12 protein-coding genes and 4 tRNA genes are annotated in these 13,693 nt (G+C 67.7%); 15 read left to right on the top strand and 1 reads right to left on the bottom strand.

From position 1 onward, the window contains the following. The first annotated feature begins 15 nt into the window (after positions 1-15). From ACW11F_RS12260 to ACW11F_RS12300, 9 genes are all read left to right on the top strand, one after another. The gene (locus ACW11F_RS12260; RefSeq protein WP_456997231.1) at positions 16-1,692 is read left to right on the top strand and encodes a tetratricopeptide repeat protein; all 1,677 of its coding nucleotides are present in this window, start codon (positions 16-18) and stop codon (positions 1,690-1,692) included. Continuing rightward, positions 1,689-2,396 carry a lipoprotein insertase outer membrane protein LolB gene (lolB, locus tag ACW11F_RS12265; protein ID WP_456997232.1) on the top strand — a complete coding sequence of 236 codons (708 nt, stop codon included), beginning with the start codon at positions 1,689-1,691 and terminating at the stop codon, positions 2,394-2,396. The genes ACW11F_RS12260 and lolB overlap by 4 nt, the downstream gene beginning before the upstream one ends. Continuing rightward, a complete protein-coding gene (gene ispE, locus ACW11F_RS12270) occupies positions 2,389-3,291 on the top strand; it encodes a 4-(cytidine 5'-diphospho)-2-C-methyl-D-erythritol kinase (RefSeq protein WP_456997233.1) in 903 nt (300 codons plus the stop codon). Before lolB ends, ispE begins: the two co-directional genes overlap by 8 nt. Then, positions 3,270-3,345, top strand: a tRNA-Gln gene (locus ACW11F_RS12275). Before ispE ends, ACW11F_RS12275 begins: the two co-directional genes overlap by 22 nt. Before the next feature lie 107 nt (positions 3,346-3,452). Beyond that, positions 3,453-4,409: a ribose-phosphate diphosphokinase gene (locus ACW11F_RS12280; protein WP_456997234.1), complete on the top strand. Its 957-nt coding sequence runs from the start codon at positions 3,453-3,455 to the stop codon at positions 4,407-4,409. Between the two features lie 102 nt (positions 4,410-4,511). Beyond that, positions 4,512-5,192, top strand: coding sequence for a 50S ribosomal protein L25/general stress protein Ctc (locus ACW11F_RS12285; protein ID WP_456997235.1), 681 nt, complete (start codon positions 4,512-4,514; stop codon positions 5,190-5,192). A 45-nt stretch (positions 5,193-5,237) separates the two neighbouring features. Further along, positions 5,238-5,831, top strand: coding sequence for an aminoacyl-tRNA hydrolase (gene pth / locus ACW11F_RS12290; protein ID WP_456997236.1), 594 nt, complete (start codon positions 5,238-5,240; stop codon positions 5,829-5,831). Between the two features lie 81 nt (positions 5,832-5,912). Beyond that, a complete protein-coding gene (gene ychF, locus ACW11F_RS12295; protein ID WP_456997237.1) occupies positions 5,913-7,004 on the top strand; it encodes a redox-regulated ATPase YchF in 1,092 nt (363 codons plus the stop codon). A 268-nt stretch (positions 7,005-7,272) separates the two neighbouring features. Continuing rightward, positions 7,273-7,623 (top strand): ComEA family DNA-binding protein, encoded by a 351-nt coding sequence (locus ACW11F_RS12300; protein WP_456997239.1) that lies wholly within the window; start codon positions 7,273-7,275, stop codon positions 7,621-7,623. 144 nt (positions 7,624-7,767) lie between these two features. Here ACW11F_RS12300 and ACW11F_RS12305 read toward each other — a convergent pair whose 3' ends face one another. Continuing rightward, positions 7,768-10,554: a TonB-dependent receptor plug domain-containing protein gene (locus tag ACW11F_RS12305; RefSeq protein ID WP_456997240.1), complete on the bottom strand. Its 2,787-nt coding sequence runs from the start codon at positions 10,552-10,554 to the stop codon at positions 7,768-7,770. 191 nt (positions 10,555-10,745) lie between these two features. Between ACW11F_RS12305 and ACW11F_RS12310 the strand changes: the two genes are divergently transcribed. The 6 genes from ACW11F_RS12310 to ACW11F_RS12335 form a co-directional block, all read left to right on the top strand. Continuing rightward, positions 10,746-11,774, top strand: coding sequence for a cyanophycinase (locus ACW11F_RS12310; RefSeq protein WP_456997241.1), 1,029 nt, complete (start codon positions 10,746-10,748; stop codon positions 11,772-11,774). Between the two features lie 31 nt (positions 11,775-11,805). Then, a complete protein-coding gene (locus tag ACW11F_RS12315) occupies positions 11,806-12,849 on the top strand; it encodes an isoaspartyl peptidase/L-asparaginase family protein (RefSeq protein ID WP_456997242.1) in 1,044 nt (347 codons plus the stop codon). A 101-nt stretch (positions 12,850-12,950) separates the two neighbouring features. Next, positions 12,951-13,036, top strand: a tRNA-Tyr gene (locus ACW11F_RS12320). Between the two features lie 24 nt (positions 13,037-13,060). After that, positions 13,061-13,134 (top strand) — tRNA-Gly (locus ACW11F_RS12325). A 35-nt stretch (positions 13,135-13,169) separates the two neighbouring features. Beyond that, a tRNA-Thr gene (locus ACW11F_RS12330) sits at positions 13,170-13,245 on the top strand. 39 nt (positions 13,246-13,284) lie between these two features. Continuing rightward, the coding region (locus tag ACW11F_RS12335) for a GTP-binding protein (RefSeq protein ID WP_456997243.1) at positions 13,285-13,693 on the top strand (409 nt) is incomplete at its 3' end.

Consider the following 13,693-nt stretch of genomic DNA (forward strand, 5'->3'; position numbering starts at 1 on the left):
TTTTACGCCGCGCCCATGCCGACTGCTGCCCGCCGCCGATTCCATGCTTTCGCCCTGTTGCTGGGCTTGCTGACCGTGCCCGTGTTTCCGCTGCATGCCGAACAGGGTGGCAACTCGGCACTGGAGCCGATGCTGGCCGGCGAATTTTCGCTGCAGGCCGGCAAGTTGGCGGATGCGGCGCGGCATTATCTGCAGGCGGCGCGCCTGAGCCGGGATGCCACCTTGGCCGAGCGCGCCACCACCATCGCGTTGCTGGCCGGCGAAGACCGCATTGCCGGCGATGCACTGGCCTTGTGGAAGCGCCAGGGCGAACCATCGCTGGCACTGACCAGTGCCGAAACCACGCTTGCGCTGCGCCGCGGCCGTCACCGGCAGGCGCTGGCAGGGGCGGAAGCGCTGGTGCGCGACCCCGACCCGCGCGGCTGGCGGCATGCGCTGGTGGCATTGTCGGCGGCGGGTGCCGACAACCGACGCGTGGCACAGGTGATCGAGGGCCTGCGCAAGCGCAACGCGCTGCCGCAGGAGATGGAGGCGTTGCTGGCCTTTGCCGGCCTTGCCCAGCGCCTGCAGCAGCCGGCGCTGGTGAATGCCCTGGTCGGTGACATCATCCGCGCGCATCCCGACCAGCCGCGAGTGCAACTGTTGCAGGCCAGCTTGGCGCGCGAGGACGGAGAGCTGGAGCGCGCACGCACCTTGCTGGACGAGTTGCGTCGCCGCATCGACAGCGTGCCGCAGCTGCGTCTGCTGCTGGCCGGCGAATACGAGGCGCTGGGCGATGCCGCCACCTCCGCCGAAGTGCTGGCCGACGGGCCGCAGGACCTGCAGACCCGTGCGCTGCGCGCGGCGATGCTGGCGCGGGCCAAGGACGACCCCGGCCTAGAGCGGCTGTATGACGAAATCAAGGCCGATGCAACCTCGCCCGATCCGCGCCAGCGCCTGCTGCTGGGGCAGGTGGCGGAGACGCTGAAGCGCCACGACGAGGCGCTGGAGTGGTATGCCGGCATCGATGATCCGTCACTGCGCCACATCGCCCGCCTGCGCCAGGCCAGCACCTTGCATGCGATGGGGCGCAAGGACGCCGCCTTCGCCGCGTTGCGCGCCTTGCAGAACGACGAGGAAGCCGAGGCCAGCGTGCAACGCGACGCCTACCTTGCCGAGGCCGAGCTGCGCCACGAGGACGGCGATGAGGCGGGCGAGTTCGATGCCTACGCACGCGGCTTGGCGGCAATGCCGGACGAGTTGGGCATTCTTTACAGCCGCGCGCTGGCGTGGGAGCGTACCGATCGGATTGACCTGGCGGAAGCCGATTTGCGCAAGATCCTGGTGATCGAGCCGGACAACGTGGCCACGCTCAATGCGCTCGGCTACACCCTCGCCGACCGCACCACGCGTTACCGCGAAGCGCTGGAACTGATCGACCGCGCGCGCTTGGCCGATCCCGGCAATGCCGCGATCATCGACAGCCACGGCTGGGTGCTGTACCGCCTCGGCCGCCATCAGGAGGCGCTGGTGCAGCTCAAACGCTCGTTCGCGTTGAACAAGGATGCGGAAGTCGCCGCGCATGTTGCCGAGGTGCTGTGGATGCTCGGCCGCCGCGACGAGGCGCGGCAGTGGTTCGAAGAGGCCCATCGCATCGATGCGGACAACCGCTCGCTCAAGCGCGCGCTGGACGTCACCGGAGTCGAATTGTGAATCCGAATCCCTGCCATGGCGCAGCCCGCCCGGCGTCGCGCTTGTCGCGCCTGGCTTGGCCCTTGCTGCTGGTGCTCCTGGCCGGTTGTGCCGGTCGCGAGCTGCGTGCGCCTGCGGGTGAGGTCGTGATCTGTGACAGCAGCGCGGGCGACGCGGACTCCGCGCAGTGCGGTGAATGGATCGCCGCGGTGACGGCGCGGCAGGCGGCCGTCGATGCCACGCACGCGACGGGCGGCTGGTCGATGCACGGCCGTGCCGCGATCAGTCACGCGCGGCAGAGCGGCAATGCCCGCATCGAATGGCAACAGCGCGGCAGGGAGGATTACAGCGTCACCCTGAGCGCGCCGGTTACCCGGCAGAGCTGGCGATTGGACGTGGATGCCACCGGCGCAGTGATTTCCGGGTTGCCCGAAGGCTCGCGCCAGGGGCCTGACGCCGCCGCACTGCTGCGCGAAGCCAGCGGCTGGGATATTCCGGTGGCGCAGATGCCGGCCTGGCTGCAGGGCCACCCGGCCCGTGGCGAGCCGGTGCAACGCCACGTGTTCGCGATGCCCGATGGCCGCCTTGTCGGCTTTGACCAGGCCGGTTGGCGCATCGAGCTGGTGCCGGATGCGCAGGGACGGCCACGGCGCATCACCGCCGAGCGCGGCGAGAGCCGGGTGCGCCTGGTGGTCGATGCCTGGGGCGAGGCCGCCGATGACTGAAGCCGCGGTACCCGCGGGGCCGGGCTGGTCGAGCTGGCCGGCGCCGGCCAAGCTCAACCTGATGCTGGAAATCACCGGGCGCCGCGCCGATGGCTACCATCAGCTGCAGACCGTGTTCCGCCTGCTGCAATGGGGCGACCAGGTGCACCTGCGGCGGCGTGATGATGGCCGCATACGTCGCGTGGGAACGTCGCTGGCGGGCGTGGCAGAAGCCGATGATCTTGCCGTTCGCGCTGCGATCAGCCTGCAACAGGCGGCCAACTGCCGGCAAGGTGTCGACATCGTGATCGACAAGCACATCCCCGCCGGGGCTGGCCTGGGTGGCGGTTCGTCCGATGCGGCCAGTGTGCTGCACGCGCTGAACCACCTCTGGGGCCTGCACCTGCCGGTCGAGGCGCTGGCCAGACTGGGCCTGGCGTTGGGCGCGGACGTGCCGGTGTTCGTGCATGGCCGCAATGCCTGGGCCACCGGCGTGGGCGATGTGCTCACGCCGATCGGGCTGCCACCGGCGTGGTACGTGCTGGCCTTTCCCGGCGTCCACGTCACCACCGCGGCGCTGTTCCAAGCCGATGATTTGACGCGGGATTCGTCTGCCGCGACAATATCCGACTTCCTTTCCGGGAATCGGGTCGGCAATGCGTTCGAACCGGTGTTGCGCAGGCGCGAGCCGGCGGTGGAAGCCGCCTTCGACGCACTGGCAGCCATCGGTCGGCCACGCCTCAGCGGCACTGGCAGCGCATGCTTCGTCGAATTCGCCACGCGCGAGGACGCCGAAGTCGCCATCACCCGGCTCCCTGCGCAACTGGACGCGCGGGTGGTTGCAGGCGCGGCGCGCTCGCCGCTTCTGGATGCACTGGAAAAGGCCGCAATCGAAGGGGCGTCGCCAAGTGGTTAAGGCACCAGGTTTTGATCCTGGCATGCGTAGGTTCGAATCCTTCCGCCCCTGCCATACAACCTGAGGAGTGAGTTGAGAGAAGTGAGGAGTGAGAGGCGCAAGCCTCGCTGCTTCGCTTCTCTCTCACTTCTCACTCCTCTCCACTCGTTTCTCATAACGCCATGGACGATCGCAATCTGCTGGTTTTTTCCGGTAACGCCAATCGTCCGCTGGCCAAGGCGGTGTGCGACGAGTTGGGCATCCGCATGGGCAAGGCGCTGGTCGGGCGCTTTTCCGATGGCGAGGTGCAGGTCGAGATCGAGGAGAACGTGCGCGGCAAGGACGTGTACGTGCTGCAGCCGACCTGCGCGCCCAGTGCCGAGAACCTGATGGAGCTGCTGGTGCTGATCGACGCGCTCAAGCGCGCATCGGCGCACCGGGTGACCGCGGTGGTGCCGTACTTCGGCTACGCCCGGCAGGACCGCCGCCCGCGTTCGGCGCGGGTGCCGATCACCGCCAAGGTCGCCGCCAGCATGTTCACCGCGGTCAAGGCCGACCGCATCCTCACCCTGGACCTGCATGCCGACCAGATCCAGGGCTTCTTCGACATGCCGGTGGACAACGTCTATGCCTCGCCGCTGCTGCTGGCCGACATCTGGCGCGCCTACGGCACTGAGAACATGGTGGTGGTCAGCCCCGATGTCGGCGGCGTGGTGCGCGCGCGTGCGATCGCCAAGCGTCTGGACGATGCCGAGCTTGCCATCATCGACAAGCGCCGGCCCAAGGCCAACGTGGCCACGGTGATGAACATCATCGGTGACGTCGATGGCAAGAACTGCGTGCTGGTCGATGACATCGTCGATACCGCCGGCACGCTGTGCGCCGCCGCCGCCGCGCTGAAGGAAAACGGCGCGGCCAAGGTCGCCGCCTACATCACCCATCCGGTGCTGTCCGGCCCGGCGATCGACAACATCACCCGTTCGGCGCTGGACGAGCTGGTGGTCACCGACACCATTCCACTGTCCGATCACGCCCGCACCTGCGAGAAGATCCGCCAGCTGTCGGTGGCCGAGCTGCTGGCCGAAACCGTCCGCCGCATCGCCTTCGGTGAATCGGTGAGTTCGCTGTACGTGGATTGATCCCCATTCGTGCGCCCCGTGCGCCGAACCGGCTCCCCTGGTCGCGGGGGAGTCGTCCCGCCGCAGTGATGCGGCTTCTTCAAGCAAAGTGAGTCAACGCAAATGTCGAACGAACACAAACTGACGGCCTACGGCCGCAAGGACGAGGGGAAAGGTGCGAGCCGCCGCCTGCGTCGTGCGGGCCGCATCCCGGCCGTGATCTACGGGGGTGGCAAGGACCCGGAGAGCATCGAGCTCGAGCACGAGCCGACCTGGGTCGCGCAGCACCATGACTGGTTCTATTCCTCGATCATCAGCCTGTCGGTGGACGGCAAGGTGCAGCAGGTGCTGCTGCGCGACATGCAGCGCCATCCGTACAAGCAGATCGTGATGCACCTGGATTTCCAGCGCGTCAAGGCCGGCGAGAAGCTGACCCTGAAGGTGCCGGTGCATCTGGTGAACGTCGAGAACTCGGTGGCCGGCAAGACCGCGGGTGTCGCGGTGACGCTGGAGCTCAACGACATCGAAGTGGTCTGCCTGCCCAAGGACCTGCCGCAGGCGATCGAAGTCGATCTGGGCAACCTCAACCCGGGCGATACCCTGCACCTGTCGGACGTCAAGCTGCCCGAGGGCGTGGAACTGCTGCACCCGACCAGCGAGGAGAACAACCCGGCGGTGGTCGTTGCGCGCTACGTCAAGGAAGAGCCGGAGGAAGCGCCGGCCGAAGACGAGGAGAGCGCCGAGGTGCCGGCAGCCAAGCAGGACGCGCCGGAGGCCCCTGCGGCCGAGGGCGAAGGCGAGTAATCGCCGCGCGCCCGGTCGGCTCACGCCGGGCCGGGCGCAGCCTGCATGCGCACCCTGCGTCTCATCGTCGGCCTTGGCAACCCCGGGGCCGATTACGCGAAGACCCGCCACAATGCGGGTTTTCGTTTTGTGGATGAGCTGCTGGCCACCGCCGGCGAAGGCTGGCGCGTGGACGGCAAGCTGTTTGGCGAAACCGCACGCCTCACGCTCGGCGCTGCCGAGGTGCGCCTGCTGCGCCCGGCGACCTTCATGAACCTCAGCGGCAAATCGGTGCTGGCCGCGCTGCAGTTCTGGAAGATCGAACCCGAGCAGATGCTGGTGGCGCACGACGAACTCGACCTCGCCCCGGGCATCGCGCGGTTGAAGTTCGACGGCGGCCATGGCGGCCAGAACGGCCTGCGCGACATCATGCGCCTGCTCGGGCATGGGCGGTTCGCGCGCCTGCGCATCGGCATCGGCCATCCCGGCCATCGGGATCGGGTGACGCCGTGGGTGCTGGGCCGGCCAGGCGGCGAGGACGATGCCCTGATCGGCCAGGCCATCGATGCAGCGATCCGCGTGCTGCCGCTGGCTGCCGCGGGCGACTTCAACGAAGCACAGAAACGCCTCAACAGCCGTGCCCCCGCCGGCGATGCCTGAGTGCACCGTGCTTCGCCTTTCACCGTTTCACCGGCCGCGGGCGTCCGCGCCACGGCCACTGACTGACTTCCGGAGCCTGACATGGCCATCCAATGCGGCATCGTCGGCCTGCCCAATGTTGGCAAGTCGACCCTGTTCAACGCCCTGACCCGCGCCGGCATCGCCGCCGCCAACTTCCCCTTCTGCACCATCGAGCCGAACGTCGGCGTGGTGCCGGTGCCCGATCCGCGATTGGCGGCATTGGCCGAAATCGTCAAGCCCGAACGGGTACTGCCGACCACGGTCGAGTTCGTCGACATCGCCGGCTTGGTCGCCGGTGCGGCCAAGGGTGAGGGACTGGGCAACAAGTTCCTCGCCCATATCCGCGAGGTCGATGCCATCGCCCACGTGGTGCGCTGTTTCGAGCACCCGGACGTGATCCATGTCAGCAACAAGGTCGACCCGATCGCCGACATCGAAACCATCGACACCGAGCTGGCACTGGCCGACCTGGAGTCGGTGGACAAGGCCATCGCCCGTTACGAGCGCGTGGCCAAGAGCGGCGACAAGGACGCGCGCGCGCGGATCGAAGTGCTGAACCTGCTGCGCGAGGCGCTGGATCAGGGCCGCCCCGCGCGTTCGGTGGCGCTGGACGACGAGCAGCGCGGGCTGCTGCGCGAGCTGTTCCTGCTGACCATGAAGCCGGTGATGTACGTGGCCAACGTGCTCGAGGACGGTTTCGAGAACAACCCGCACCTGGACGCGGTGCGCGCGCGTGCCGAAGCCGAAGGGGCACAGGTGGTCGCGGTGTCGGCGGCGATCGAGGAAGAGCTGGCCGAACTCGACGATGCCGACCGTGATGCCTTCCTCGCCGACCTCGGCCTTGACGAGCCGGGACTGAACCGCGTGATCCGCGCCGCCTATGCCTTGCTTGGCCTGCAGACCTACTTCACCGCCGGGGTGAAGGAAGTGCGCGCGTGGACGGTCAGGCGCGGGGCCACCGCACCGCAGGCGGCGGGGGTGATCCATACCGACTTCGAGAAAGGCTTCATCCGCGCCGAAACCATCGCCTACGACGACTTCATCAAGTATCGCGGCGAAGCCGGTGCGCGCGAGGCCGGTCGTCTGCGGCTGGAAGGCAAGGAGTACAAGGTCGCCGAAGGCGACGTGCTGCACTTCCGCTTCAACGTCTGAGTCAGGCTGCGGCGCGGCGAAGCGTGCCGCGGAGCTCATGGCCGGCACAGCGCGGCATGCTGGCGTGCGGATTGGATTGTCCACGGACGGCCGCATGCCGTCGCGCGGGCGCATGAAATTCCGAGCCCGCGTACGGAAAAGACTGACCGCGCAAACGGCCTTGCCCCGTGCCGCAGGCGGGGACTTGCGCGATGGCCGGCGGCCGGCGGCGTGGCGAGACTGATCGTGACCGGCAAATCCGCCGGCGCACACGATCAAGGAGCAAGCCATGAAATCGATTCTCGCCCCGCTGCAAGCCCTGCTGCTGGCCAGCTGCCTGTTTGCCGGCAATGCCTTCGCCGCCGAAGTGGTCAACATCAACACTGCCGATGCCGCCACCCTCAGCCGCACGCTCAATGGCGTCGGGCCGGCCAAGGCGCAGGCCATCATCGATTACCGCGAGGCCAATGGCCCGTTCAAGAGCGCCGAACAACTGGCGATGGTCAAGGGCATCGGCCTCAAGACCGTCGAGCGCAACATCGAGTTCATCAGCGTGAACGGGGCCGCGCCGACGCGCTCGACCACCCCGGAGCGCAAGGAACCCCCCGTATCCAGCCGTCAGGCGGCGATGCGTCGGTGAAGCGCCTGCCCGGCCCGGCATGCGTCAGACAGGCGCATGCCGGGCAGACGGGCAGGGAAGGCGTGATCGGAAACTGGCAATGAGCGCACGCTCACTCGTTCCCCTTCACTCGTTCCTCGTTCCTCCCCACTCGTTACTCGCTCTTCAAAGCGGCCCGCCACCGAACTTGTGCGTGTACTGCAGGTAGAAGCTGCGCCCTTCGCGATCGAACCACGAGATGTCGTAGTAGGGGTAGCCGGTATAGGTCGGGTCGAAGGGCGGTGCCTTGTCGAACAGGTTGACCACGCTCAATGACAGCCGCGAGCGCTCGGTCAGGTCGTACTGGATGTTGGCGTTGTAGCGGTAGGTGGCCTTGATCCAGGGATCGGTGCCATCGCTCTCGCGCCAGATTTCGTAGTACGAATCATCGTTCGGCAACTTGCCCAGACGCCGGCCCTGGATCGAAGCCGACCATGGCCCCAGCGCCCACGACAGACGCAGGTTGGCCTTGCTGCGCGGGATGTCGTAGCCGCTGTTGATCGCGAACATGTCGACCACCGGCTCGTCGGGATAGCGACGGATTTCGTGCACCCGCACCCAGGTGTAACCACCATTCAGGCGGAAGGTGCCGATGCCGGTGTCCCAGCGCAGGTTGCTGCTGAAATCCAGACCGCTGGTGCGCTCGCGGGCGATGTTGATCGGATTGACATGCACGCCGTAGAGCTTGCCGTCGGTCATCCGCGTGACCCGCTCCAGCGTGTCCACGCAGATCGCCGAGTCGATCGCCAGCTCGCCGCCGCGGCACTTCAGCTCGTTGCGCATCACTTCGTCCACGCGCAGGTCCTGCACCTGGTCGCGCATGTCGATGCTGAACCAGTCCAGTGACATGTCGAACCACGGTGCGGGCGACCACACCAGGCCCACGGTCCACGAGTCACTGGTTTCAGGGTTCAGGTCACGATTGCCGACGCGGCTGCGGATGATGCCTTCGCGGTCGTAGTCGCAGTCCTTCACCGGCACGTCGGGTTGCTCGCTGGCGCAGCGCCAGTAGTCGGTGACGCGGGTTTCGTCATTGCCCGGCCCGGTGAACACGTAATGCAGGTCGGGGGCGCGGAACGCGGTGCCGTAGGAGCCGCGCACCAGCAGGCTGTCCAGCGGACGCCATTCCAGCCCCGCGCTCCAGGTGAACTTGCCCGGGTCGCGGCCGGCGAAACGGTACTGGTCGTAACGCCCGGCCACGCTCAGATCGAGCCGCTCGAGCACCGGCATGCGCAATTCGCTGGCCAGTGCCCAGCGGCTGCGGCTGCCCTGGCCATCGGAGTCCTTCCAGCTGTAGTAGTGGTACTGTGTGGCCAGCGGATCGGGCTTGAGGTCGTAGGACTGGTGACCGACCTCGGCGGTGGCAGCGAAGCCGGCGCCGCCGCCGGGCAGCTGGAACAGTTCGGCCTGGGTCAGGGTCAGCGCGAGTGTCTGTGTCGCCGACTTCGGGTGATAGGTGCTGCGCGCGAAGATGCGGTCGAACTCCTCGCGCGTCAGCGGCTGCCACAGCCGTGCCGGGTCGGCGTCGAAGATCGGGTACAGGCCGCCGCGCCAGGGCTGCATGCCCGGCAGCTGCGGGCCGAGGAACAGGTCATTGGCCGCCTGCGCCACGATCTGCGGCCAGCTGACCGAGGCTTCGTACTGCGAATGGCTGAGTGCCGCCTCGTAATCCCAGTCATTGGCCAGGGTGCCGGTGAAGCCGCTGGTGACGCTGAAGGTCTTCTGCACGGTCTTGACCATGCCGCGATCCAGCCCGCCCATTTCCTCCGGGCTGAAGATGCGCTGCCAATACTCGATCTGGTCGGTGTTCGCGTTGTAGAAATAGTCCCACTCCACGCCATCGGGGGTCATCAGCGCCCAGCTGCGCGGCCCGCGGTACAGGGCCACCTCGTGCCGCCCGGCCTGGATGTCGGCGAACCATTCGGCGCCATTGGCCAGTGGACGGCTCAGCGAGGCGTAGGCATTGATGCCATCGCGCTTGCTGATCTGGGTGCGATAGGCCGGGGTGCGGTCGCTGCCGCAATACCAGCCGTAGCGGGGGCGTTCGGCGTAGTGCAGGGTGCCGTCGAACAGGTGCGACATCGAGGCGCAGGTGGCTTCGCCCGGGTCGATGTAGTCGTCCCACCAGTCGGTGATGAGGAAGTTGCGCGAGGGCAGGCGCGAGTTGGCGGTCGGCCCGTCGAAGGTCGAATCCTGCTCCTTGCGTTCGAAGCCCCACAGCGGATCCTGGCGGCGGTATTCGAAACCGGCCACGACATTGGTCTGGCCAAGGCTGAAGCCGCTGGAGACGTTGAGCCGGTGCGACCTGGCATCGCCCTGGCCGGTCTGGCCGTAGCGGTAATCCACGGTGGTGCCGTCGGCCCGCTTCTTCAGGATGAAGTTGACCACGCCGGAGATCGCGTCCGAGCCATAGATCGCCGAGGCGCTGCCGGTCAGCACTTCGATGCGCTCGATCATGCCCAGGGGCAGGCTGGAGACGTCGGTGAAGTTGCTGCGACCGCCGAAGGGCAGGGGAAAGTCGGCGATGCGGCGGCCATTGACCAGCACCAGGGTGTGATTGGGGCCGAGCGCACGCAGATCCACCTGCTGTGCGCCGGGGGAAAAGTCGGCGCCGCCGGCCGATTGCTGGCTTTGCGTCTGGCCGCCGTTCTGGCTCAGTGATTGCAGCACGTCCGGCACGCTGGTGAAGCCGCCGGCCTGGATGTCCTCGGCGGTGATCACGCTGACCGGCGCCGGGCCTTCCACTTGGGCGCGCGGGATGCGCGAGCCGGTCACCACCACGCTGTCGATCTCCTGTGCGGAGGTGGTGGCGGGTGGTGCAGGTTCCTGGTTCGCGGCCTGCGCCCAGGCCATGACGGGCATCCAGATCGCCGCCTGGATGGCGGCATGCAGCAGGGTTTTCGCGGTTTTCATCGGGTCCTCGGACAAGTTCGTGGCGGTGGCCGCGGCCGGCAGGTGTGCCGGTATTGCCGCGGCCTGGTTGCGGATCCCTTCCCTTGGCTCAGGAATAGCAGATTTGCCGCGCGCGCGCCTGTGCCTGCAGCACTCCCCGGGCGCGATGGGCGTGTGCTAAAAAGAGCGTTTGCACCGACGGGGATGCAGCGATGGGCAAATGGCGATGGAAGGGCATCGGCATGCTGCTGTCCGCATGCATGCTCGCGGCCTGTGCCGCGACACCGAAGACAGCGCCACAGGCCGGCTACGACCATTACCGAATCGGCGACCCGGCCGCGCCCCGGCCCGGAGCGGTGCGTCCCGGCCTGCTCCTCATCGGCGGTGGCGAATGGCCGCATGACGGCCTGCGTTGGCTGTTCGAGCGCGCCGGCCATGGCCATGGCGTGATCCTGCGCGCCTCGCTGGATGATGCCAACCAACGCGAGATGTACCAGGACATCGGTGGCATGGCTTCGCTGCAGACGTTCGTGTTCCATTCGCGCGAAGCAGCCTCGGACCCGCGTGTGCTGAGCGCGGTGGCACGCGCCGACGTGCTGTTCATTGGCGGTGGCGACCAGTCACGCTACCTGCGTTTCTGGCAGGGCACGCCGCTGCAGGATGCGATCAACCGGCACGTCGCCGCCGGCAAGCCGCTGGGCGGCACCAGTGCCGGGCTCGCCGTGCAGGGGCGTTACGTGTACGGCGCACTGGATGGCGGCAGCCTGACCAGCCGCGAGGCGCTGGCCGATTCGCGCACCGCCGCCGCGACCCTGGTCGAGGACTTCCTGCGTCTGGAGCCGCTGTATTCGGCGGGCGTGCTGACCGACAGCCACTTCGCCGAGCGCGAGCGCCAGGCGCGGCTGATGACGATGCTGGCGCAACTGGCCGAGCGCCACCCGGAGCGCCCGCTGCGCGGCCTCGGCATCGATGAACAGACCGCGCTGGCGATCGACGGCACCGGCCAGGGCCGTGTGTTCACCAATACCGGTGGTCGCGCCTGGCTGATCCGCCCGGGGGGATTTCGCCTCGAGCAGGGCGGGCCATTGCAGGCCGATGGCTGGGAAGTGGTCGGCATCGGCCGCGACAGCCGCCTCGACACGCGCAGCTGGCGTGTGATCGCGCCCGAATTCAAGGTCCGTGCGACCATTCGTGATGGCGAGCTGCAGTTCAGCCCGCCCGTTCCCGCGCCGCGGCCGTGAGCCGGCGCGCCTTGCCTGCAGGAGAACCGCCATGCGCCGTATCCGTCCCCTCGTCCTGGGCCTTGTCATGGGCTTGTTGCCTGCGGCGCACGCTGCCGAGCCGGTCCTGATCGTGCATGGCGGCGCCGGCGTGGTGCGCAGCCAGATGAGTGCCGCCGACGAGGCCGCGGTGCGTGCCGCGCTGGAAACCGCGCTCAAGCGCGGCCATGCGGAACTTGCCGCCGGCAAGTCGGCGCTGGATGCGGTGACCGCGGCGATCGTGGTGCTGGAGGACAACCCGCACTTCAACGCCGGGCGCGGCGCGGTGTTCACCCATGAAGGCCGCAACGAGCTGGATGCCTCGATCATGGACGGCAAGACCCGTGCCGCCGGCGCGGTGGCCGGGGTGCAGCGGATCAAGAACCCGATCACCCTGGCACGCGCGGTGATGGAACGCTCCGAGCACGTGATGCTGGTCGGCAAGGGTGCGGAAACCTTCGCCCGCGAGCATGGCTTCAAATGGGTCAAGCCCGACTACTTCCGCACCGAGCGCCGCTGGAACCAGCTGCAACAGCGCCTGCGCGGCGATACCGGCCCCGTGGCCGATGCGGAATACCTGAAATACGTGGGCACGGTCGGCGCGGTGGCGCTGGATGCCACGGGCGGCCTGGCCGCCGGCACCTCCACCGGCGGCATGACCGACAAACGCTGGAACCGGGTCGGTGACAGCCCGGTGATCGGCGCCGGCACCTGGGCCGATGCCCGCTGCGCGGTATCGAGCACCGGCTGGGGCGAGTACTACATCCGCACCGCCGCCGCGCACAGCATCTGTGCCCGGGTGGCACTGCGCAGTGACACCGCGGCCAGCGCCGGCGCGGCGGTGATCAACGAGGAGATCGTCGCCATGGGCGGCGACGGCGGCGCCATCGTGATGACCGCCGACGGCGACTTCGCCTTCCCGTTCAATACCGAGGGCATGTACCGCGGCTGGATCGGCGCCGACGGCGTGCCGCACATCGCGCTGTATGCCGGCGAAGGCTTGCGCGGCGACGTGGTTCCGGCCGCGCCGGGCGGCGCCGAAGCACCGCCACACTGAAGCCTCGCCGACCACCGTGCGCAAGGTCGTCGCCAAGCGTTGACATGCCGCGCGGAGCCGGTCAGAATAACGGGCTGTTTCACCGCTGATGGCATTTCGGCGGAGGGATACCCAAGCGGCCAACGGGGGCAGACTGTAAATCTGCTGGCTTACGCCTTCGGTGGTTCGAATCCACCTCCCTCCACCACCTTCAGCGGCAACGCCTCCCGGCGCGGGAGTAGTTCAATGGTAGAACCTCAGCCTTCCAAGCTGATGGTGCGGGTTCGATTCCCGTCTCCCGCTCCACTGGACTCCTCCGCAAGGCAGGCACGCACAATCAGGCTCACGTAGCTCAGTCGGTAGAGCACTTCCTTGGTAAGGAAGAGGTCGATGGTTCGATTCCATTCGTGAGCACCACCTTTCGTTCCACCCGCCCATCCAGATCCGAGTAGAGACATGGCAAAGGAAAAGTTCGAGCGCACCAAGCCCCACGTGAACGTGGGCACGATTGGTCACGTTGACCACGGCAAGACGACGCTGACGGCGGCGCTGACGAAGATCGGTGCGGAGCGTTTCGGCGGCGAGTTCCGCGCGTACGACGCGATCGACAAGGCGCCGGAAGAGAAGGCGCGCGGCATCACGATTTCCACCTCGCACGTGGAATACGAGTCGCCGACCCGCCACTACGCGCACGTGGACTGCCCGGGTCACGCCGACTACGTGAAGAACATGATCACCGGTGCGGCGCAGATGGACGGCGCGATCCTGGTGTGCTCGGCCGCGGACGGCCCGATGCCGCAGACGCGCGAGCACATCCTGCTGGCGCGCCAGGTGGGCGTTCCGTACATCGTGGTGTTCCTGAACA

Source organism: Luteimonas sp. e5 (assembly GCF_054031035.1).